17 protein-coding genes are annotated in these 20659 nt (G+C 49.7%); 5 read left to right on the top strand and 12 right to left on the bottom strand.

Annotated features, from left to right (window positions below):
• Positions 1-8: 8 nt before the first annotated feature.
• The 3 genes from Pan161_RS24595 to Pan161_RS24585 all read right to left on the bottom strand — a co-directional run bounded on the left by Pan161_RS24595 (position 9) and on the right by Pan161_RS24585 (position 4604).
• Positions 9-2993, bottom strand: coding sequence for a PSD1 and planctomycete cytochrome C domain-containing protein (locus Pan161_RS24595; protein ID WP_145231383.1), 2985 nt, complete (start codon positions 2991-2993; stop codon positions 9-11).
• A gap of 179 nt (positions 2994-3172) precedes the next feature.
• A complete protein-coding gene (locus Pan161_RS24590; RefSeq protein ID WP_145231382.1) occupies positions 3173-3595 on the bottom strand; it encodes a hypothetical protein in 423 nt (140 codons plus the stop codon).
• A gap of 85 nt (positions 3596-3680) precedes the next feature.
• On the bottom strand, positions 3681-4604 hold the full coding sequence (locus Pan161_RS24585; protein ID WP_145231381.1) for a DUF1559 domain-containing protein: 924 nt from the start codon (positions 4602-4604) through the stop codon (positions 3681-3683).
• A 341-nt stretch (positions 4605-4945) separates the two neighbouring features.
• Between Pan161_RS24585 and Pan161_RS24580 the strand changes: the two genes are divergently transcribed.
• Both Pan161_RS24580 and Pan161_RS24575 read left to right on the top strand, forming a co-directional pair.
• Complete coding sequence (locus Pan161_RS24580) at positions 4946-5485, top strand: sigma-70 family RNA polymerase sigma factor (RefSeq protein ID WP_145231380.1); 540 nt, start codon at positions 4946-4948, stop codon at positions 5483-5485.
• The gene (locus tag Pan161_RS24575) at positions 5482-7164 is read left to right on the top strand and encodes a LamG-like jellyroll fold domain-containing protein (protein WP_145231379.1); all 1683 of its coding nucleotides are present in this window, start codon (positions 5482-5484) and stop codon (positions 7162-7164) included. The genes Pan161_RS24580 and Pan161_RS24575 overlap by 4 nt, the downstream gene beginning before the upstream one ends.
• Positions 7165-7173: 9 nt before the next feature.
• Here Pan161_RS24575 and Pan161_RS24570 read toward each other — a convergent pair whose 3' ends face one another.
• The 5 genes from Pan161_RS24570 to Pan161_RS24550 form a co-directional block, all read right to left on the bottom strand.
• A complete protein-coding gene (locus Pan161_RS24570; protein ID WP_145231378.1) occupies positions 7174-8472 on the bottom strand; it encodes an MFS transporter in 1299 nt (432 codons plus the stop codon).
• Between the two features lie 114 nt (positions 8473-8586).
• Complete coding sequence (locus Pan161_RS24565; RefSeq protein WP_145231377.1) at positions 8587-8898, bottom strand: hypothetical protein; 312 nt, start codon at positions 8896-8898, stop codon at positions 8587-8589.
• Between the two features lie 30 nt (positions 8899-8928).
• Positions 8929-10179: a leucine-rich repeat domain-containing protein gene (locus Pan161_RS24560; RefSeq protein WP_145231376.1), complete on the bottom strand. Its 1251-nt coding sequence runs from the start codon at positions 10177-10179 to the stop codon at positions 8929-8931.
• Positions 10180-10206: 27 nt separating this feature from the next.
• Entirely contained in the window at positions 10207-10815 is a 609-nt protein-coding gene (locus Pan161_RS24555; RefSeq protein ID WP_145231375.1) for a hypothetical protein, read from the bottom strand.
• Between the two features lie 37 nt (positions 10816-10852).
• The gene (locus Pan161_RS24550) at positions 10853-12160 is read right to left on the bottom strand and encodes a hypothetical protein (protein ID WP_145231374.1); all 1308 of its coding nucleotides are present in this window, start codon (positions 12158-12160) and stop codon (positions 10853-10855) included.
• A gap of 497 nt (positions 12161-12657) precedes the next feature.
• Between Pan161_RS24550 and Pan161_RS24545 the strand changes: the two genes are divergently transcribed.
• Positions 12658-12855 carry a cold-shock protein gene (locus tag Pan161_RS24545; protein ID WP_002647116.1) on the top strand — a complete coding sequence of 66 codons (198 nt, stop codon included), beginning with the start codon at positions 12658-12660 and terminating at the stop codon, positions 12853-12855.
• Between the two features lie 119 nt (positions 12856-12974).
• On the opposite strand, the gene Pan161_RS24540 is transcribed toward Pan161_RS24545, so the two are convergent.
• Both Pan161_RS24540 and Pan161_RS24535 read right to left on the bottom strand, forming a co-directional pair.
• Positions 12975-14210 carry an aminotransferase class V-fold PLP-dependent enzyme gene (locus tag Pan161_RS24540; protein ID WP_145231373.1) on the bottom strand — a complete coding sequence of 412 codons (1236 nt, stop codon included), beginning with the start codon at positions 14208-14210 and terminating at the stop codon, positions 12975-12977.
• A gap of 764 nt (positions 14211-14974) precedes the next feature.
• Positions 14975-16363, bottom strand: coding sequence for a hypothetical protein (locus tag Pan161_RS24535; RefSeq protein WP_145231372.1), 1389 nt, complete (start codon positions 16361-16363; stop codon positions 14975-14977).
• Positions 16364-16745: 382 nt separating this feature from the next.
• Here Pan161_RS24535 and Pan161_RS24530 point away from each other — a divergent pair, with 382 nt between their 5' ends.
• A complete protein-coding gene (locus Pan161_RS24530; protein ID WP_145231371.1) occupies positions 16746-18020 on the top strand; it encodes a YkgJ family cysteine cluster protein in 1275 nt (424 codons plus the stop codon).
• Between the two features lie 18 nt (positions 18021-18038).
• Here Pan161_RS24530 and Pan161_RS24525 read toward each other — a convergent pair whose 3' ends face one another.
• Together Pan161_RS24525 and Pan161_RS24520 are read right to left on the bottom strand one after the other, a co-directional pair.
• Positions 18039-18329 (bottom strand): DUF427 domain-containing protein, encoded by a 291-nt coding sequence (locus tag Pan161_RS24525; RefSeq protein ID WP_145231370.1) that lies wholly within the window; start codon positions 18327-18329, stop codon positions 18039-18041.
• A gap of 203 nt (positions 18330-18532) precedes the next feature.
• Entirely contained in the window at positions 18533-18868 is a 336-nt protein-coding gene (locus tag Pan161_RS24520) for a hypothetical protein (protein WP_145231369.1), read from the bottom strand.
• A 1360-nt stretch (positions 18869-20228) separates the two neighbouring features.
• On the opposite strand from Pan161_RS24520, the gene Pan161_RS24510 reads away from it, so the two are divergent.
• The gene (locus Pan161_RS24510) at positions 20229-20645 is read left to right on the top strand and encodes a hypothetical protein (protein ID WP_145231367.1); all 417 of its coding nucleotides are present in this window, start codon (positions 20229-20231) and stop codon (positions 20643-20645) included.
• Positions 20646-20659: the final 14 nt, after the last annotated feature.

Genomic DNA, 20659 nt, shown 5'->3' with positions numbered 1-20659 from the left:
CTGCTTGATTAATCGATAAAGATAAATTCGTTGCTGTTCAAAACCAGACGACAGACATTTTTCAGTCCATGCTGCTCGCCGATGGTCTTTAGTATTTTCAGTTCATCCGGCTCAGGTGATCTACCGAGCGCCGTTTGAAACGCCTGGTTGATTTGCGTCGTCAAGTCAGCTGACTGTGCCTCGATGTTCTCTGCAAAAAACAGGGACATACTGATCATAAACTGGTCATTCAAAAGAGAGAGAGCCTGGAGTGCGGTTAAGGTTTCGATACGTTTAGGAGTGAGCTGTGAAGGGTCCGCACAATCCAGGGATTCCATAAACGGATCGGGGACCGAACGAACGATGAAGCGATAGATAGAGCGACGATGCGTTTCTGCTTTCGCTGGATCATATTTCTTATAGAGATAGTGAGGGGAATGCTGCGGCTTCTCCAGTACAAAGAGTCGATCACCGGGTCCATACATATTGAGATTCAGCTTCCCGCTGATTTGCAGGACGGAATCGCGGATGGCTTCTGCTTCCAGTTTGCGACGGTTCATCCGCCAGAGCAGACGGTTATCGCCGTCGATCTCGGCTCCTTTTGGATTGCTGCGCGATGTCTGTTGATAGGCGGTGCTCAAGACGATGAGTCGATGGAGGTCTTTGAGCGACTGGCCTTCATCGCGGAAGCGGCTGGCCAGGTAATCGAGCAGCTCGGGATGCGTGGGTTTGGCGCCCATTTTGCCAAAGTCATTCGGCGTCTCGACGATCGCTTTACCGAAATGATAGAGCCAGGCACGATTCACAATCGAGCGCCAGGTGAGCGGGTTGCGGGGGCTGATGATCCAGTTCGCCAGTGACAGGCGGCGGGCCCCTTCGCTGTCTGGATCTTCCAGATGCAAATCACCGTTGAGGCCGTCGATCAGGTTCGGGGCGGAAGCCGCGACTTCCCGAATCGGTGCTTTTTCATTGCCTCGGCTCAAGAGATACACGGGGCGCGGCTGGCCTGCCGTCGGTCGGAAATTTCCTTTCGCAGGGAAATCGGTGGCCGCTGCAAAGACTTTTTGTGGTTTGGGAAGTTTCTCAAGCTGCGACTGAGCCCATTTGACTTTACCGGACCAGTTTTGTAGCGACTTTTTTTCTTCCGCAGACGACAAGCTGGCCAGGAGGTCATCCCGTCTCTGTTTCAGTTTAGCCAGGTCGGAATAGAATTCGAGGCTCTGATAATATTTGTTATCGATCAGGTTTTTGCGAGCCCAGCGCGGAGTGATTTCAATGGAATCCAGCGAGGTAACCTGTGCTTGTCCGGCCAGATTCTGGTCTCCCGGAGCGAGGACCTGAATTTCCCCCAAAGCGAAGATGAAATCGTTGGAGCGAGGGGCGAGTTTGGTCGCCGTCATTCTCAGATATTGAATTTTCTGCGGTTTGAGATCAATGTCAATGTGGCGGGATTTTGGGTTGGGGAAATCCTGTTGTGTATGATCGGCGATGACGATTGGCGACTTGAAGTCACTGGTCTCCGAGATTTCCAGTTTGAAGCGTCGGGGAAAACCGAAGCCGGCTCCGATGTTGTTGTAGTTGTCGAAGGCGGGGATCAGAGTGATTTTGTCGACGGTCAACGGTTGTTTGAAATTGAGTTGCACCCATTTGGGAGTCTTATCTGACTTATCAATCTGGCTGTGATATCCATATTCAACGTCCTGCCCCTGCTTTGCTTTCATGGCCTGCTTGAGCTCTGCTTCGAGACGCGTCAGGTCGGTGCCACCCCGTTTTATGATCAGTGTGTCGAGATCCTGAAGTTGCTGCTGAGCGCGAGCCTGTTCCGCCAGCAGACTGTTACGTCGTCGGGCGGTTTCGGGATCCCCGTCATAGCTGCGCTCGGCCCGGTCGATGCCGGCGAAGACGGCCTGCAGGCCATAGTAGTCTTCCTGAGAAATTGGATCGAACTTGTGATTGTGGCAGCGGGCGCACTGGACCGTCAGACTGACCGTGCTATTCATAACGGTGGCGACCATGTCGTCGCGATCGAGATTGCGGGTGATCTTTTTCTCGATCAGTTTTTCGTTGATTTCAATCTGGCCGACCCAGTCGAAAGGGCCTGCGACAATGAATCCAGTCGCAGGTACGCCGTCAGGCGAGTGGGGCCTGAGGACATCACCGGCCAATTGCTGTTGTATGAATTGTGCATAAGGTCTGTCTTCATTCAGAGAACGGATGACATAATCGCGATAAGGCCAGGCATTCTCGCGGAGTTTGTCTTTGTCGTAGCCATGTGTGTCCGCGTAATGAACCACATCCAGCCAGTGCCGCGCCCAGCGCTCCCCGTAACGGGGAGAAGCCAGCAGTCGGTCGACGAGTAACTCATAGGCACGAGGATCGGGATCATTGACAAACTGTTCAATCTCTTCAGGTGTGGGAGGCAGTCCGATCAGATCGAAATAGATACGGCGGATCAGCGTACGGCGGTCGGCGGGTGGGGAAAACGTGAGTCCCTTTTCACGCAGACGGGCCAGCAGGAACGCGTCGACGGGGGTGCGGACCTGCTTTTGTTCTTTGTCGGGCAACTCAGGCAGAGCCGGTTGTGATAACGGTCGAAAGGACCACCAGTCATGGTCATTGAGCTGGGCTTCCTGAATTCGATGCTCCGCAGGCCAGACGGCACCAGCTTTGATCCAGTTGCGAAGTATTCCAATTTCCGTTTCGTTGAGCGGTTCCCCCTTTTTGGGCATTTCCGGTTCGGGACCGATGACATAATCGAGGAGTAGGCTTTCCTCCGCGACGCCGGGGGTCAGGATGCGTCCATTTTCTCCGCCTGCCAGTGCCCCCTGCTTAGTTTCCAGCGAGAGACCGCCATCCTTTGTGCTGTCGTTATGACAGCGAATGCAGTGCTGCTGCAGGATCGGGGCGACCTGTTCTTTAAAATCAGGTGCAGCGCGCGTTGCTGAGACAGTAATTGTCAGAAAGAGAGCCAGGCAAAAGAGTCGGGAAACAAAGAATGGAGGAAGAACAATCATCTGTTTTTTCTATCTCTCTGGAGTGAGAAGTAATAGCTCGTACACGTGAGCTGTGTCTGCTCTGACTTTTTCATTATAAACGATAGGGGCATTCAATGTATGTTTGATTGGAAAAACTAACCTGAGTCGGGCGTCCCAGGGGATAAATTGAGAGATGCCAGAGTGGAGCAGGCGATTCTCTATTTGGTTTCCAGATCGAAAAGCTGTTGATTATTGCCCTCTTTGAGCGTGACTGTCAGTTCCGTTTGCCTGTTGAAGCGGGGAGGGATGCCGTTTTCATATTCGGTAACCATTGTTTCACCATCGGTATCCAGAATCTGTTTGCCGGTAGGAATACTGGAATCAATTTCCACTTTATACTCTCCCGGGCTGGGGCCAGTTTCCTTAGGAATGGCAAATTTTCCCGATTCAATTTTCGCTCCAGCAGAAGCCCCTTTGCCGGCAGGGATAAATGTGATGACCCCCTGTTCCACCGGGTTGCCATTCAAAGTCACTACGCCTTCCACCTGGGTTCGCTCGAATGTGCTTTGGTTGTTACAACCTCCCAGCCCGATAACAGCTGCACTATATAATATCAACATCAGACAAGTCTGTAATTTCATTGGTCAGCCCTTCTCGGAATCTCCTGGATTCCTTTAAGCAGGTCATATATGATGGATGTTCAGGAAGTGAGTCCGCGCGAATTGTTTAAAATTCGCCGATCACTTCTTCGCCACTCATACTGCTCAGACTTTGCCAGGTGTTAAGATCAATATTTTCAGAAATGAAACGGACGGCACCATCACACATCAAGGCATGAACTCCCCCCACATGCAGACTGCGTGAGGCATTGCTGCGATCATTTCCCGAGATGGAACCAGTGCAGGGGAGACGCTGTCCTTCTGAGACACAATGCGTAACCAGATCGGGAGCCGAACTGTTGGGACCGACGCGTGTCATGACGACACTTTCCGGTTCATCATTCCAGATCCAGGCTCGATAATCGTCTGCACCCGTGGCTGGCTTCAGCATTTCCAGCATGGCCAGGGTGTTGCTGGAACCATCGGTGATATCCCGCATTTTAGCTCCGAATGCATTTTTGAACGGCGCAGGTTTGATTTGAGTTCCAAATGTGCCCTGCCCCCAGTTGACACCATAGTTTCCTCGAATACTTCCATCCGGATTGGAATTCCAGATGGCTTCTCGATCGGTAGGGCATTGCCAGACAGGAAGCGGCACCAGCCGCACACCGTTGCCGGCTGGTTGAGGATCATGCACGGTCGCATGCCAGTTCTGGTCATGATCGTACAGGTTGTATACATTGGCCTTGTCAATATAAGGCAGCAGATGCAGGCAGAAAGGAGTTCGTTTTCCTGATGGTGAGGATGACGTTACAACTCGATATATCATTCCCGGGGGAAACAGCCGATGTGTTTCGTGATAATTATGTAGCGCCAGTCCCAGTTGCTTTAAATTGTTTTTACAGGTACTGCGGCGGGCTGCTTCGCGTGCCTGCTGTACTGCGGGCAGCAACAGGGCGATCAAAATCGCTATAATGGCGATGACGACCAGCAATTCAATTAATGTAAACGCGGAACGCATGCGATAGTCATGTTTGCGAGCGACGAACATAAGTTCTCCTTGGGTTGAATCAGATGAAAATAAATCGAAATAGAAAACAGAACTCCTTGGATATGAGGGAAATAACAATCATCGGAACTGCATTTCAGAAGGGAGAACAGTAAAAACGCAGCAGGCCCTCAATAGGTATATGGCGCGCTGAGTGGCCGATTCGTACCAGAACTTTCTGCTTTTTATAAAAAAAAATGTGGAATTCATAATTTTCCAGTACCAATCGGTCAGACTGCGCGCCACATACTATAGAAGGCAGCTTCACGGGTCTGCTCCTGCGCGCATTTCTGTCGCCTGAATGTTTTCTTCCGTTCTCTGTGACTGATAGACTTTACCTCGTTATGAGTAAGCATTTAGACAATCCGGTTATGAGTGAAGAGTTCTTTCGACTGTTCTCGCGGGAAGACCGCAAAATCTATGGATTTATTCTCGCCATGGTACTGGATGTCTCTGCTGCGGAAGACATATTCCAGGAAACCTGTGTGATACTGTGGAAAGAATTTTCGGGATATGATCCTGATCGCAGTTTCCTGAACTGGGCGAACGGGATTGCATTCAACCAGGTGCGAAAATACAGACGGAAGTATCAGAATAAACGGCTGATCTTCAGTGATAACCTCGTGACGGAACTGGCGGAGGACGTTTCGAGTATGGTGGAGGAACAGAGTCAGCGTCAATTGGCGCTCACCCAGTGTATGCAAAAGCTAAGTCCGCGCGAACGTGATCTGATCGACGCGTATTACGGAGATCGGGAGACGGCGGCCACAGTCGCCGACCGCTGGAAATGTTCCTCTCATGCGATCTACAAAACAATCAAAAAAATCCGGAAAGTATTATTTGATTGTGTCAACCGCCGTCTTTCCAGTGAGATGACTTCATGAAAAAATCTGAATCCATACTGCCGGAGCAAATTCTGGAACTGGCTGACGCACAATGTTCGGGGATCATCACTGAAGTAGAGCTGGCAGCCCTGGAGCAGTTGCTGACGGAGCATCCCGAGTACCGTCGCGAATATCTGAATTACGTGTTTCTGCATATCGGGCTGGCGAGTGCAGCAAAATCCGGACAGTTACCGCCTGCTGAGGCAGAAGCTCCCACGATTCCACAGAAACCAAGGCGTGTGCCTGCCCGGTTTCTGCTTATACCAGGCTTCAGTCTGCTTGTCTGTCTGTGTGCGGTCGGGCTGTTTCTCTCCTTACAGAGTGCACCTCAAAAGGCTGGTGCGCCTGATGTTGTGCAGGATCGGTCTCAATATTATTTTGATGAAAATGCCGTACCTCCCTCAGAAGTCGCTGTTGTGCAGTCGACGCTTCAGGCGAAATGGGAACTGCTGGGCAAGAATCCGGTGATGACAGATCACTTCCAGCCGGGCACTGTTAAGGTGACTTCCGGTAACGTGGACTTTGCTTTTTCGGGTGGTGCCGATGTTTCCCTGACAAGTCCCTCCCTGTTCGGTATGGAAGGCAAAGATCAGGGGACACTGTTTTCCGGGAAGTTGCTCACACATCGCTCTGATCGCAAAGCTCCTTTTAAACTGGAAACGCCCAGTGTGGAACTGATCAATCGGGGAACCGAATACGAGGTCAGTGTGAACGAAGAGTCTGAAACTTACGTGCATGTTCTGGATGGTCAGGTTGAAGTGAAGCCCCGGGGACGTTTACCTCGATTCTACTGGAATTTCGATCAGAGAGAATCGGAGTCATTACAGGATGCGATAGGCATGGGAGCAATTCGTGCCGGTAAAAATGCAGTGCGGGTTGAAGGCATCATTGGCAGGGGTGCAATACGGTTTAACAATCACCCTGATGCGAGTCTGCTGCTGGGCAATGGGGGCGGCAAGGAGGTGGGGACCGGTGATTATGCGGTTTCGACAGGGGTGACTATTGAAGCCATGGTGATCTCTGAGTGGCAGATTTCAGATCATCAACCTGCTAAAAAACCCTATGATTATGATGAAATCTTCCGTAAAGAGGATGGCAGCTATCGGATGTTACTGAGTTTTCAGAATGATAATAAAGCCGGTATTTCTCAGATTCCTATAGTGGAGGGAGGTCCGTGTCTGTCATTTGGTCTGTTTTTGTCGGGTATGGGTTACAGCGAACTGGATATGCCCCTGGACGGGAAAGAGGGACGCCCCACTTTGGCTGAAATGCGAGATGGCAAGCCACATCATATCGTTGCCACTTATAATGGCTGGACGGGAGTGAAAGCTATTTATATTGATGGAAAGCTGCGAATGAGCCATCGATTTCCGGTTGGCACGATGATCATCAGCGGTGGTTCGACCCCCGCAGTGATTGGTAACCTGATTACCTCCGATTTTGAATCATTCGTAGGCCGCGAGCCATTTAGTGGCGTGATTGATGAAGTCGCATTCTATGATTACGCACTGGATCCGGCGACGATCGCCGCTCACTTTGAATGCGTCAAAGCGGGCAGAGATTATTTTGAAGGCCAGTTGAACAAATTTGTGTTGCAGGAAAAACAGGGTAAAAACATGCTGCTCAACAAGGGGCAGAAGATGAGATTCTCTGCAGAGACCGGGGAACCGGTACTGTGATCGGATTGATCATTCCTCCAGTGAATTGTGGCGGGTTTCTTTGATGGTGAGGGTGATACAGAAGGAAATCGCGGCGATGCCGGAGAGGTACCAGGCGATGGAGAGCGGGTTTCCGGTCGAATGGACGAGCCAGGCGGCGACCATGGGGGCGGTCCCTCCGAAGATGGCAAAGGGAATATTGTAGCTCACACTGGCCGCGCTGACGCGGACGCCACGTTTGAAGAGTTCGGTAATCGTCGCAGGGATGGCACCGGCGAAACAGGCGACGAGAACAGCAAAGCCGATCTGTCCGGCGAGGATCATCTGGTAATGATGGTGGTGCATCAGCCATAGCAGAGGATAAGAGAATAGCGTCACTCCGGCGGCGCCGATCAGCAGCAATGGTTTGCGACCCAATTTATCGGCGAGCATCGCTGCAAACGGAACCATCACCGTTAAAGCAGCCATGCTGATGGTATTGATGTCGAGTGCTTCCGCGCGAGTTTCGCCCACTTCTTCTACCAGCCAGGTAGAAAGATAAATGAAGACGGTATAAAAGGTGACCGCGTTCATCATATTCAGACCAGCCGACTGCAGCAGTTCTGTTTTATGGCTGCCCCAGGCCTGTTTGAGAGGCGAATAGACTTCCTGTTCTGACAGTTCTTCAGCGATGGGCTGATCGGGGATGCCATGCCTGATGAAATAACCGACGAAGGCGACCAGCACGCCGGCCAGGAACGGAATTCGCCAACCCCATGCCAGCAGTTGTTCACTGGTCGTAAAGCTATTAATCAAAGCACCGACGGCGGAGCCGAGCAGAATGCCACACGTGGCACCGATCATGCTCCATGAGCCAAAAAAGGCACGCCGTCCTGCAGGCGCGTGCTCGACGAGGAAGACGAACGAACTGGTATATTCTCCGCCGACCGAAATGCCCTGAATCATACGGAGCAGGACCATCATGATGGCAGCGTACATACCGATCTGAGCGTGTGTGGGAAGGATGCCCACGAGCATGGTGGGAATCGCCATCATCATGACGGAGAGTGTCAGCGCTTTCTTACGACCGATGCGATCGCCGATGTGACCGAACAGCACGGCGCCCACTGGTCGCATCAGAAAGCCGGCAGCGAACGCACCGAAGGCGGCAATCAGTGAGACCCGGGGATCTTCCGACGGGAAGAAGAGCTTGCCGATGGTGGGTGCGAAAAATCCATAAACGGCGAAGTCATACCATTCCAGAATATTGCCAATGAAGCCGGCTGCCAGGACCCGAATTTTTTTGGTATCCGTTTCTTCGGTATCAATACTTGGAGCCGCGGTCGACATCGAATTATTACTCTCTGAAGGGATGTGGCAATATCAGGAAAACCGAATACGTTCGTAGTTTAAGTGATTCGAAATCATGTGGGAATGCGGATTTCGGGAAAGCGGGGAGAAACGTTACAGCTGTCTTTTAATCTGGGACACTTGATAGAAAATCGCAGCAGAGATGCTGAGAAGTACCAGGCCGTTCAGAAAGGGGATGAATACCGCAGGGCCCTTAATGCGTTCTTTCCAGGCCACAATTCTCTGGATGGCTTCGGTTTTGCAGTCAAGGCCTTCCAGTTCGAACCGCAGGGCATCTTCCATCATCAACGGTTGAATGTGAATGGCTGCTGGAATGAAACAAAGCTGGAACAGGCCGACTAAGGTCACCACGATTGTGTAGTTTCTGAGTGTTACGATACGGGAATCCAGATCGGATGGTTCCATGAGCGGGTATCCTGTAGCATTTGTGATGGACTATAATGGGCTTATTTCCGCATGAAATTTTGATACGTCAATCCCCGCATCGCGGATGTCTTCGATGGTGACGGGGGAGATGCTGGTATCGAATGCTTCAATGGATTCCAATGCTGGAAACTGCAGGAGAATTTGTTTTGCCTGATCGGTGACGCGGGTGTTTGACAGGTTAAGCATTCTGAGTGCCGGTATTTTGCTGAGTTGTCGCAGCCCCTCATCACTGATTTGCGTGTCTGACAGATCCAGATAATCCAGTTTCGGAAGTTGACTCAGAACTTTTAAGCCAGCATCGGTGATCTTTGCTCCTGACAGGAACAACGTTTCCAGGTTTTTCATTGTTGCCAGATTCTGGAGACCCTGGTCTGTTACCTGGGACTCGTATAATCTCAGTGCTGTGATTTGACCCAATTGGGAGAGTTGCAGGGCTACGGCATCATTGACTGCGGTTCCCTGCAGTTCGAGTTGATAGAGCCTCTTCAGATTCGCCAGTTTGGCGAATGCTGCCGCTTTAATTTTCAGATTTCCCAGGCGAAGAGCACGCAGATTCGGGAACTTTGATAATTCCTGCAGTCCTGCACTGCTGACATTCGTGTTGCCGAGATGCAAATAGACCAGTTTAGAATTGGGGGCCAGATTCTTCAAACCCTGATTTGTAAACTTGGTATCAGACAAGTCCAGCATTATCAGATTTGGGAAGGCGTTCTGCGGGAGTTGATTTCCTGTGATTGCCAGGTGATGCAGTCCGAGGGTTCGTAGCGAATTCATCTCAGCCAGTTCGTTGAAGCCTTTGTCTGTAATGGATCCACCTGTAATACCGAGGTGTCCCAGCTTCTGTTGCTTTAAATATGTAGCTCCCTGATCCGTGATGATGGTTGGATTGTGGGGGTTGCCTAATGTGAGGTTTTGAATGGAGTGCAGATTTCCCAGTTCCAGAAGAAAGTCATCGTCGACCTGAAAGCTACCGGAAGGACGCGTATACACACTATAGATGTTCCCCCAGAAAGCGTGCGTCTGGGGTGAAACCTTCCACCAGTCTAAGTGTGACAGCAGGCTGTTTTTAATTCTGATATCTCCCCCATGCTGGATTACTTTTTCAGCCAGTTTCATGGCACGCCAGCGTTGCAGACCTTCCGGGATCAACAGTAAGAAAATACTGACGGAAAGAATCAGCCACAAAGTGCGAACGCTCAACCCTGACTGTGAAACAATATTTGGTTTTTCGTTCAGTGGTAATTCTTTATGGGCAATCATAGACGGTTCTTCGAAGTTGAGTTCTACTCACCAAATGATGAGTTCGAGTTTGCTATCGAATGGTTTCAGATTCGGATTCTCAGACTGTGTTCCCTCTTCTATCTTTTTGAATAACTGATCCATTGATTCGGACAGATATTGCTCGCGTGGATTGAAGCCTTCAATGGTTAAAGAGGGATTGCGGTGCAGCAGTCGTGCGACTCCGGCCTGGGTGATTTGGGTATTACTGATATCCAAGTACTTGAGGCTTCTCATGCGGCTGATCGATTCGATGGTTTTATCTGAAGCATCGGAATCTGACAGATCCAGTCTGATGACATGATTCATTTCTTCCAGTACCGTCAGATCTGAGTCAGCGATCTCACAAAATCTGAGTTGTACATAAATGATTTTATGAAACGGCTGAAAGAAGAATTCTTTCAATCGAAATGTCAGTTCCAGATTAGAAAGCATGGGAGGTATGGGGGTTGCTTCGTGGCCGCAATAAATATCCAGGCGTGTGGTGCCACCCAGGTTTTCGATTCGTGACTGTAGTTGACGGGTGCTGTTCGGCTTCAGGAACCAGAAAGCGACCACACAGAGAATAAGCCCGGAGATGATGAAGACGTTTCTCAGATTTCGGGAACTACGGAGCATGGCAGTTTTCCAAATGACAATTCCCTGGGAAACTTGATTACGGAGTCAGAGCCGGGATGCCGATGGTGCGGCCGTAGGCCTGGCTGAGTTGGTCGACGGTTAAGCCGTAGGCGCGTTGCAGGCTGTCCTGCCAGGTGAGCCCTTCTTTGATGCCGTTGAAGAAGAGTTTGAACTGTTCCGGGCTGGCTTTGAGCATGAGTTGAATGATCGCGCTGGCAGAGCCGTACTGCCAGCTGTCGAGGCGCTCGTTATTGAAGAACTGTCCGCCGAACGTCTGGACCTGTTTCAGGCGATTCGCTGCTTCCACCTGGCGGAAGCGGACTTCTCTGGAACTGGGGACGACCATCATGGCGATCCAGTCGGCGATACCTTCGTTGATCCAGGTCGGGATGTTGACGGTTGATTTATAGCGGTGAATGTAGCCGTGTGCGGTTTCGTGGACGAGGACGGCTCCGAAGAAGTTGGGATCATTGCCGCGATAGCAGGAGACAATGACTTTTCCATCACCATGCGAGTGGCAGAGGCCGATCGCGTTGCCGGTTTCCGTGCGGTTGTAAAACTGCTGTTCAAATTCCAGGAACGCCTGTTTGGCGATGAAGGCGACGATGACTGCTTTGCCGCGCCAGATGTTATGACCTGGTTTGAAACCGAATGACTGGCCGAGCAGTTCATTCATTTTGTCGAGCTGAACCAGGTAGGGGGCAACCTGATTGGCGGGCATGTCGGTATAAAACAGGAAGTACCTGGTTTCGTATAATTTCATGTTAAAGGAAGCGTAGTGTTTGCCAACTTTGTCGAGAAACTCTTTATATTCGTTGACATATTTCAGTTGTTCCTCTTCGGGGATCTCTTCCCAGAACTCTTCGTTGGAGGCTTTGAGTTTTTCAGAGATCGCAGCATTTTTTTTGCTGAGATCTTCCAGCATGGCTGCTTTGACGGAAGGGAGATATTGAAACTGATAGAGTTTGTCGTCAATCTTCATTTCATCCAGGCGCGTGACCAGCAGTCGCTTGCTGCGAGTTGCGTTGGGAGCTTTGACTTCGATGGATTTGATCTGGCTCTTGTCGCGGCCTGTCAGGAAGCGGGTAATCTCAACTCCCTGCTCTTCTTTCCCATTCGAAGCAGTAATATCAGCTGTTTTGCCGATCAACTGTGTCACTTCCTCCGCGTTGAGTGCAAATTCCAGGGCAGCAGCTTCAATGGTATTGGCTGGATTGGCATGGAGACGGGTGGAGCGTCTCTGGGCAGCTGTCTGATTTATAGTGATTGTGAATGCTAACAGCAGCGTCAACAGGCCGACGGCCTGAGTGCGAAAAACGGCTGAAACAGGGCGAGGAACCATCATGAGTACTCGCTTTCTGGGTTATGATATGAAGATGTGACACTCGAAATCGGAAAACTACTCTTATCGTCTGCCGATCTGGAACAGTTGTCAAGTAGTATCACTGCTGCGTAGGCCGAGTTTATCGGAATCAGCTTGGAGCAATGATTGAGGTGATTGGGGTATCAGGGGCTGATTCTGCCTGCTCAGGTGGGCTGTCGGTAGCGCCTGTAGTGCGGGGGATGCAGAGTTTACGTGGCTACCCGAAAATCGGGCGGGAATTCCTGAAAATTTGAGGATTTCGGTAAAACTGTAAAAATTTATTTTGGGCTTGTAGTGCTGGAAAACAGGCATTTCTATTCAAAATTGGCTGTCTCTATGGTGTCATAACAGGAGATTATTGTTCACTCAGCTTGTTTTATTACCGGGGCCGGTTAGAATCGAATCTTGCGGCTGAGCGACCTGAACCAGTTGTTTCGGGAGACGCCGCATTTTTTATTTTTTAGGAATCGGAAAAGAAGATGGCTGAAGGTACAATTAAGAAAGTGACACAAAAGGGATTTGGGTTTATCGACACAGAAAGTGGAAAAGACTTGTTCTTCCACTCGTCTAACCTCGAAGGTGTGTCATTTGAGCAGCTCTACGAAGGGCAACGCGTCTCCTTCACAGAAGGACGTGGCGAAAAAGGACCAAGAGCAGAAAATGTTAAACCTATCTAGTCTCGACTAGAGAATGGTGACATTCAGAAACTCAGAGAAGCCGGCGCAAAAACGCCGGCTTCTTTTTTTGTAGACGTACGATTCAAATCAGCTGCCCGCAATCCTGCTGTCTGAAATCCTTATGTCAGGCGCAGTCGCTTTCGGGCGAAGTCGAGGGCATCGATCAGCGCGTCAATTTCATCGGTGGTGTTATAGAATGCCAGGCTGGCCCGCACGCTGGCAGCAATCTCCAGATGCTGATGCAGGGGCATGGTGCAGTGATGTCCGTGCCGGACAGCGATTCCCTTGCGGTCCAGGAGCGTGGCGAGGTCTTCGGGATGCGCCCCTGCGACGTTAAAGCTGAAGATGGTTCCCCGCTGTATGAGTTCCTGCGGCCCGTAAATCTGCAAGCCGGGAACTTCGCGCAGTTGCTGCAGCGCGTATTCGCCGAGGATGTGCTCCTGTTCCTGGATCGCGTCAAAGCCCAGCTCTGTAATATATTCAACGGCGGTTCCCAGGGCGATGGCATCGGTGATCGCAGGAGTTCCCGCTTCAAAGCGGGCGGGAAGACTGGCCCAGTGAGATTCCTCGAGATGCACTTCCGAAATCATATTTCCACCATAGAGGAACGGGGGGAGATTTTCCAGAAGTGATTTGCGGCCGTAGAGGATACCGACACCTGAGGGGCCAAACAGTTTGTGGCCTGAAAAGGCGAGGAAGTCGATCTCGCTACTGACGACATCGACCGGTTGGTGGGGAACACTTTGTGCACCGTCGACAAAAATCAGTGCACCGGCTTCATGTGCCTTATGAGCCATTTCGGCGATGGGGTTGATCGTCCCTAAAACGTTCGACATGCCTGTGACGGCTACGAGTTTTGTTTTCGGGGAGAGCAGGCATTGATAGTGATCGAGGTCAAGGCGCCCATCGGGTGTCAGCTGGATGAACTTGAGGACGGCACCGCGTTCTCTGGCGATTGCCTGCCAGGGAACGAAGTTCGCATGGTGTTCCATTTCATTCAGGATGATCTCATCACCGCCTTTAAGGAAATGGCGCCCCCAGGCCTGGGCGATCAGGTTGACCGACATGGTTGTACCTGAAGTGAAAATGATTTCTTCAGGAGCTGCGGCACCGATGAAAGACTGGATCCGGGTGCGGGCTGCTTCCATTTCGGTAGTGACGCGGTCGCCCAGCTGATGGACGCCGCGGTGCACGTTGGAATAATACTGCTCATAGACTTCCGTGATTTTATTGATCACAGAACGGGGACGCTGTGCAGATGCGCCGCTGTCGAGGTAGACGAGAGGCTGCCCGTTGGGGAGCTTCTGATTCAGAATCGGGAAATCATCCCGAATGGATGTGAGATTGGCGACCATTGCTGCCTGCTTCAGACTGTAAAATATAAATGAGATTGTTCATTAGGAATTTTAACACGAATTCAGCTAATGAAAAGGGAGGCGAGTAAAAGCGGTTATACTGCGAAATGCAGTAACGTTTGGCATAACAACGCTTTGTTACTGTCTGAGACACGATATCCGTTCGTGAAGTTCGGAGGGTGTTTACTGAGACTGTTGCGTGTTCATCTAAACGATCTGGTGACATTCCGTTAGACTGTGCCCCGTTTTACTGTGGCGTCGCCAGGACTCTTTGGACCGAGGACCATAGATTGCAAACTGCTATGGTTAAATGCGGTGCGCGTTAGAATCTGTGATGCTTGTGTGAGCAATCTGAGCGGGAATCATTCGGTCTGATATTCAGCGGGAGGCAATTCTGAAGTTTGGATGTGTGGATTATAACTGATGATGTTCAGTTATACTTGAGGATTGCCCGAATAATTTGCTGCTCGAAATTGGTGAAATGCAGGTCAATTGAGACGGGGAACAGGCAAGACTATGGCGAATTATTGTCGTGAACTGGCGCGTTTCACACTTCAAGTTCACTGAATCTCCGGAAGTGTTTTACGGAATTATTTTCAGATTCGTCTGCCATCAGCGGGTTTGATACTGGCGATTTTAACAGGTGAAAATACCAGCAGAGAGAAAAAAACGCGTTTTCACGCATAGCCAATAAAAAAAGCCCTGTGAGCAGGGCTGTATATTTTTCATCGGGAGGGGAATTCTGATTCGTCAGTTTCGCCGATTTATTTTTTGGGAACGAGTCGTTGTGCTTTTGAGATGCGATAACAGGGTTTTCCCATCCGGTCCTGTTTTGAGCCGTCAATAGAGCCATCCAGGAGTACGACATCGCCGTTGGTAAAGCGATTCAATTTACCTTGATCGATGAGTACGATATTACCGCCAAATTTATCGGATTTTTCGGGAGTGGCATTGTAGGTGATGTTCCAGGATTTTTCCTGTTCATCAAATTCGATAATTCCCCGTAACCAGCGGTAGTTTTGTTTATCATAATTAAAGGGGGAGGGAGCTTGCTGGTTGCTGCCGGCGGGGAGATCAAATGAAGCAGGTTGGAATTTAGCGGGCTGCATGAAGGAATCGTCTCTGACCAGTTGAGGTCCTGAAGCAGATCTCTGGTGATCGGCATGACTGACTTTTCCAGTTGCTGGTTTCATCGTCGAACTGTTATTTGGTCCGAAGATATCATCGCCGCCGTCGTTACCTGGAAATGGTTTGGTTGGAGGTTGAAATTCCTGGCTGCTGTCGAAGGAGTTCTGATTAAAGGTATCGTCAGCGGGCATGGGATTGGCTTCGAATTTTTTGGGATTCGCGCCGAAAGTATCGTCGCTGCTCTCGAAACTCTGCTGCTCAACCGGGTTCTGGTTTTGTACGGGATTGGGAACACTGAAGCCTTGATTTGATTCAAATTCATCTTTGGGCTGCTGGAATTGATCAGGTTGTTCGAACTGGCTGGGTTGATTGTTTTGAAACTGATCGCCGCCGCTGGGGGCGAACTGGTCATTCATCTGAGTTGAAGTGCCTGCAGATGGTTTCGGGGTTGAATTACTTTCGAAGGTATCTCCTGAATCTCCCGGGAATGCGTTGTTGCTGGGAGCAGGGTTACTGTTGCCGGGAAATTCGTTATTTAATGGCTGATTATTGGGTTGAATCTGGTTGGGGTCCTGATAGCTGGGGACCGTCTGGTTACCGGGAAGGTTATTGTTGATGCCGCTGCCGGGATTGAGATTTCGTCCGGAAGCGGTCGAATTTGCATCAAAGGGAGTGGCTGCGCCGGGATTACTGTTCACGGGCTGCTTCCACTGGTTATCGACGCCATCGTAGTTGGTGTTATTCGTATTTCCTGGAAACGCGTCACTGTAGGCTTGTGAATTGGGAGAAGGGAGCGATCCCTGTGGTGGAGGAACCGGCTGACCGAGTTCGGGTTGCACAGGATAACTGCCAGGGGGCATGCTGCCGGGCATTACGGTTCCAGGTGCCATTTCGTAAGGACCAGGAGCTCCATAAGGGCCAGGATAAGTTCCACCATAAGGATACTGATGATGGGAATAGCATCCGGTGAAAGCGCAGCTCAGAAGCGCGCACCAGCTCATATTGAAAAAATAACGTGTCGACATGATAGGGTCCTTAAAGTTCCAAATACTTTCCCGGAAGAGACTGGTCATCTGCAGATAAGGGAAAAATCTATGGACGGGGTGCTATCTGAAAACAGGAATTCGGGAGTTTCTGTATCACTTGCAGCGGGGATTGCAGTGAATTGCCTCTGCGGGGAGACAGCTACAAAAACGCTCTTGTTTCCAGTAAGCGAGCGGGATTTTAGGGAATCTTGAATATGTGTCTATACCGAAACTGCGATTCTGATTCTTCCTCTGGAAAAGTTGGGAAGAAAATCAGTTCCCCGGCTTACTTTGCGTTTGGTTTTTGTAATCTTTACAATAAACCACAGATTATTTGAACAGATTCCGCCGAACAGATTCCGCCACTGACTAAAGAGTACGTATGCCGTCTCCCCGCTTGAAGCTGCCTGTGATCCAGAACTGGAACTGCCATAACTGTGGTGGTTGCTGCAAACAGCATGAGATCGAGATCACAGTTGAGGAAAAAGAACGAATTGAAAAGCAGCGCTGGGATCTGGATAAATCGATCCCCGCGGGCAAGCCAGTGTTTGAAAAGCTGGGGCTGTCGCCGACGAGCAAGCGGTATCGACTGGCTCACCAGGAGGATGGTTCCTGTGTTTTTCTGAATGAGCAGGGGCTGTGTCGCATTCACGCGAAGTTCGGAGAACCCGCCAAACCTCTGGCTTGTCAGGTCTATCCGTATGCATTTCATCCGGCGGGCAATGATGTGGCTGTCAGCCTGCGATTCAGTTGCCCCTCTGTCGTTTCAAATCTGGGTAAACGGGTTGACCAGCAGGAGCCCGCCATTCGGAAGATTGTAGATCAGGTGCTCCCTAAACGTCGCAAGACTCCTCCTGCGCCACGGTTGAATTCCCGGGAATCCCTGAGCTGGCCTGATACTTTAAGAGTCGTTGCAAAATTAAATCAGTTTTTTGAATCAAAAGAGACACCGTTTCAAATTTGTCTGCTGCGCGCGATCAGCTTTGTGGAATTGATCGAACCTTCTCGATTCGAGACCATTCAGGGTGAACGACTGGATGAGTTTCTGGAACTGATTTTTCAGGCAACCCTGCAGGAATTACCTGCCGATCTGGAGTTGGATCCGATCGCACCAAGTCGACTGGGAGGGATTCAGTTTCGTCTCCTGGCAGCCCAATATGCCCGTAAAGATACATATGCGGAATCCTCTCGTGGTCTGGGACGACGCATCGGATTACTGCAATCTGCGTTGAAATTTGCCATCGGAAAGGGGCAGATTCCCTGTCTGCAGGAACGGTTTCATTCCGTTGCATTTTCGCAGGTAGAACAGCCTTTTGGTGGCTTACCAGCGGAAAGTGAGAAATTGTTTTTCCGATATTATCGCGTCAAAATCGAAGGTCTGCATTTTCTGGGAGCTGCCTACTATGACATTCCCTTCGCGGAAGGATTTAATCATCTGGCGTTAATGTTTCCAGCGATCCTGTGGATTGCACGCTGGATTGCAGCGGGGGAAGATAGAAGCAACTTGAAACCGGAAGACGTGAATGAGGCGATGGCGATTGCCGATCATCATCACGGCTACTCACCGGTATTTGGGTTACCTCATTTTCGAAGCAGAGTTAAAAATCTGTCTCGTTCTCAAGACAACAAGAAACTGATCAGATGGTATAGTTCGTAAAGAAACCAGCCTGTCCCTTCAGGAATCTTTGTAGAGTTCGACACCTTTCCAGAAGGCGATTCGGTTTTTGAGCTCTCCATACTCTATTTGCGGATCAAGATAGTACCAGGCGGCATCGCGATTGACTTTATCCTCAACCACCACATAGTAGAAGAATGCTTTACCTTTCTGAGGACTGGTCGAGGTTGAAGAACTCTTCTTAAGAAAATTACTGTTAACAGATTCGAGTGGAAAGTACACGTCTCCGTCCACTGTTACTGTGTCATCGGAATCTACCAGAATCGCCTCATTCCAGATCGCTTTAGGCACGCCGCACTCCTCATCGCTAAGTATTTACTAAGTGACTTAATTAACGAAATGAGAATGGTTTAGAATGAGGTTGCCCACAAACATCCTAGACAAGAATTATTTAAAAGCCATCAAAATATTTTAAAAAATCATCTCTTTATCGAAATCAACCCAGCCAGTCCATATGCGGCGTGTCATGGGAAATGACGGGGGTACTGTGAAAATCAGGACTCTTGGCTGGGGTCGTCAGGAACTCCTCGAGGACTGTAAGAAATGATCCCGAGTTCCCATTGCTTGCGTTTGAACATGTTTTGCGAGTTCAGAGTATGGATAAATGAAGCATCTTTTCGCTGATAGGAGATCAGCCCACCATCCTCGAGTTCAACGACAAAGATCAGTTCCTGATGATGTGCGGAAGGATACTGTTTGATTTCAATCTCTGCGGAATCCACCAGGTCTGTGATGGACCTGGGAGGCTCTACTTGACTGAGTGTAAACCGCCCATTGGTATTGGGAATCTGTTCCCATTGGAAACGTTTCAGGAGGTCTTCGATTTTCATTTGATTTTTAATGTTGGCTGGAGAGTTGAAGGAATCATTTCAAAACAGGTGATTCCTGAGTCTATAGAATTGCGACCGACATTTAAAGTAGAAGGATAAGATGTGAACCCGCAGAAAGGACTATCTATAAAAAAAATGATGTTTCTCAAAAAGAGAGACACCATTTTTTAATATTCTCAGTTGTTCGCTCAAATGATCAGATCATTTAGATTTCTGAACTTCAATACTAAGCTTCAAAACAAGTTGTCTGGTGAAGTCCGTCCGAGGGAATAAATCCCTCGGACTTGACATTCACGATTATTGAAGCTGCCCTTCGGACCTGATAGGCCAATCCCGTAGTGCCGGGATTACAGAAACTCTCAAATCTGACTAGTTGCAGCAAGACTTGGGAGAAGGAGCACAGCAAGTTGGTTTAGGAGCTGGAGCACAGCAGGTTGGTGCTGGTGCACAGCAGCTTCGCTTAACTTTGCAGCACTTAACCTTTACTTTGCAGCAACGGTCTTTGCAACGGTTGAACATTTTACCGCAACGATCTTTACATCCTCGCAGGAAAGATCCTCTGAAGAGCTTCTTGTGACCGCAGCAGGAATCACATGAGTTGCAGCAAGACTGAGGAGCTGGTGCACAGCAGGTCTTTGGAGCTGGAGCACAGCAGGTTTTAGGAGCTGGGGCACAGCAAGTCTTTGGTGCTGGGGCACAGCACTTAGGAGCTGGAGCACAGCAGGTTTTAGGAGCTGGGGCACAGCATGTTGGTTTAGGGGCAGGAGCACAGCATCCTTTACCCAGGAAGCCAGCAGCTTCAGCATTAACACCAGCACAACAAACAACCGCTAAAGCGGCAACATAACTTAACAATTTCATTTAGGCAATCTCCAAGGATTCGCTTCGTGGACGGTAGTGAGGTACTCGATCATGGTTGATTCAGATGAGGTTTTCCGATCAACCTGGGAGTCCAAAGCCTCACGTAATTAAAAAGGTAAACCTGTTTTATTTTTTCGGCCAGATTTCTCGGGGAGTCCTTGGAGAAACACGAAATTGTCCACTCTCCACTCAAAGTGGGTCCTGAAAATACGCTTGTATCGATTATGACGGCCATGGTTTAAGTGCTGTGGAGGGTTGTCGAGTTTCATTCACGATTTCGCCGACAGGAGCGTGTTTATTTGTATATTTTCCCTGTTGGAGTCTGCGAGGATTCAGAGTCTGCTCATTGAATTCTGAAAAAATACTTCAGCCAGTGAATCCAGAGGCAGCATATGAGTTGTAATCAAAGCGGAGGCGTATACGATTATATCATAGACTGGCAGTCCGCGGATAACTGCGGCAGTTGATCTGACCTTATGTTCAATGCGATGGGGAATTAATGAAAAAAGTGTTTGTTCTAGAGGAGCGGGCACATATTGTATCTGAGCTTCAATGGCAGTTTGAAGGTGAAGTTGACTGGCAGGTTCGCGGGTTTTCTGCTGAGCTCGATTTATTTCAGGTCGTCCTGCGTGAAAATTCAGAAGAATTCCTGGTCATTCTTGATTTAAGTGTTGGCAAGCAGGTCTGCCTGCAGTTTTTACAAAGGTTCATGGGATCTCGTGGTTCTTTTCCGGTGATTATATTTTCAGAAGAACCAAAGTTGAATCTGGAATGGGCCTTGAGGGAAATGGGAGTCTTTCATTTACAGCTGGGAAGCCTGGAACCAGAGCGAATTGCGAAGATCTGCCGCTGGCATTTTGATCTGCAGAGGCCAGTGCAGTCATCTCCCTTGCAGATTGATCAGCAATCCATTTAAAACCTGATACGAGC

This window comes from Gimesia algae (genome assembly GCF_007746795.1).
Classification (GTDB): domain Bacteria; phylum Planctomycetota; class Planctomycetia; order Planctomycetales; family Planctomycetaceae; genus Gimesia; species Gimesia algae.
Note: the sequence above shows the minus strand (reverse complement) of the source record. Positions and strands in the feature narration are given on the sequence as shown.

Excerpts from the sequence above, each read along its gene's own strand:
- Pan161_RS24595 (WP_145231383.1), bottom strand. The coding sequence starts at position 2,993 with ATGATTGTTCTTCCTCCATTCTTTGTTTCCCGACTCTTTTGCCTGGCT.
- Pan161_RS24590 (WP_145231382.1), bottom strand. The coding sequence starts at position 3,595 with ATGAAATTACAGACTTGTCTGATGTTGATATTATATAGTGCAGCTGTT.
- Pan161_RS24585 (WP_145231381.1), bottom strand. The coding sequence starts at position 4,604 with ATGTTCGTCGCTCGCAAACATGACTATCGCATGCGTTCCGCGTTTACA.
- Pan161_RS24580 (WP_145231380.1), top strand. The coding sequence starts at position 4,946 with ATGAGTAAGCATTTAGACAATCCGGTTATGAGTGAAGAGTTCTTTCGA.
- Pan161_RS24575 (WP_145231379.1), top strand. The coding sequence starts at position 5,482 with ATGAAAAAATCTGAATCCATACTGCCGGAGCAAATTCTGGAACTGGCT.
- Pan161_RS24570 (WP_145231378.1), bottom strand. The coding sequence starts at position 8,472 with ATGTCGACCGCGGCTCCAAGTATTGATACCGAAGAAACGGATACCAAA.
- Pan161_RS24565 (WP_145231377.1), bottom strand. The coding sequence starts at position 8,898 with ATGGAACCATCCGATCTGGATTCCCGTATCGTAACACTCAGAAACTAC.
- Pan161_RS24560 (WP_145231376.1), bottom strand. The coding sequence starts at position 10,179 with ATGATTGCCCATAAAGAATTACCACTGAACGAAAAACCAAATATTGTT.
- Pan161_RS24555 (WP_145231375.1), bottom strand. The coding sequence starts at position 10,815 with ATGCTCCGTAGTTCCCGAAATCTGAGAAACGTCTTCATCATCTCCGGG.
- Pan161_RS24550 (WP_145231374.1), bottom strand. The coding sequence starts at position 12,160 with ATGATGGTTCCTCGCCCTGTTTCAGCCGTTTTTCGCACTCAGGCCGTC.
- Pan161_RS24545 (WP_002647116.1), top strand. The coding sequence starts at position 12,658 with ATGGCTGAAGGTACAATTAAGAAAGTGACACAAAAGGGATTTGGGTTT.
- Pan161_RS24540 (WP_145231373.1), bottom strand. The coding sequence starts at position 14,210 with ATGGTCGCCAATCTCACATCCATTCGGGATGATTTCCCGATTCTGAAT.
- Pan161_RS24535 (WP_145231372.1), bottom strand. The coding sequence starts at position 16,363 with ATGTCGACACGTTATTTTTTCAATATGAGCTGGTGCGCGCTTCTGAGC.
- Pan161_RS24530 (WP_145231371.1), top strand. The coding sequence starts at position 16,746 with ATGCCGTCTCCCCGCTTGAAGCTGCCTGTGATCCAGAACTGGAACTGC.
- Pan161_RS24520 (WP_145231369.1), bottom strand. The coding sequence starts at position 18,868 with ATGAAAATCGAAGACCTCCTGAAACGTTTCCAATGGGAACAGATTCCC.
- Pan161_RS24510 (WP_145231367.1), top strand. The coding sequence starts at position 20,229 with ATGAAAAAAGTGTTTGTTCTAGAGGAGCGGGCACATATTGTATCTGAG.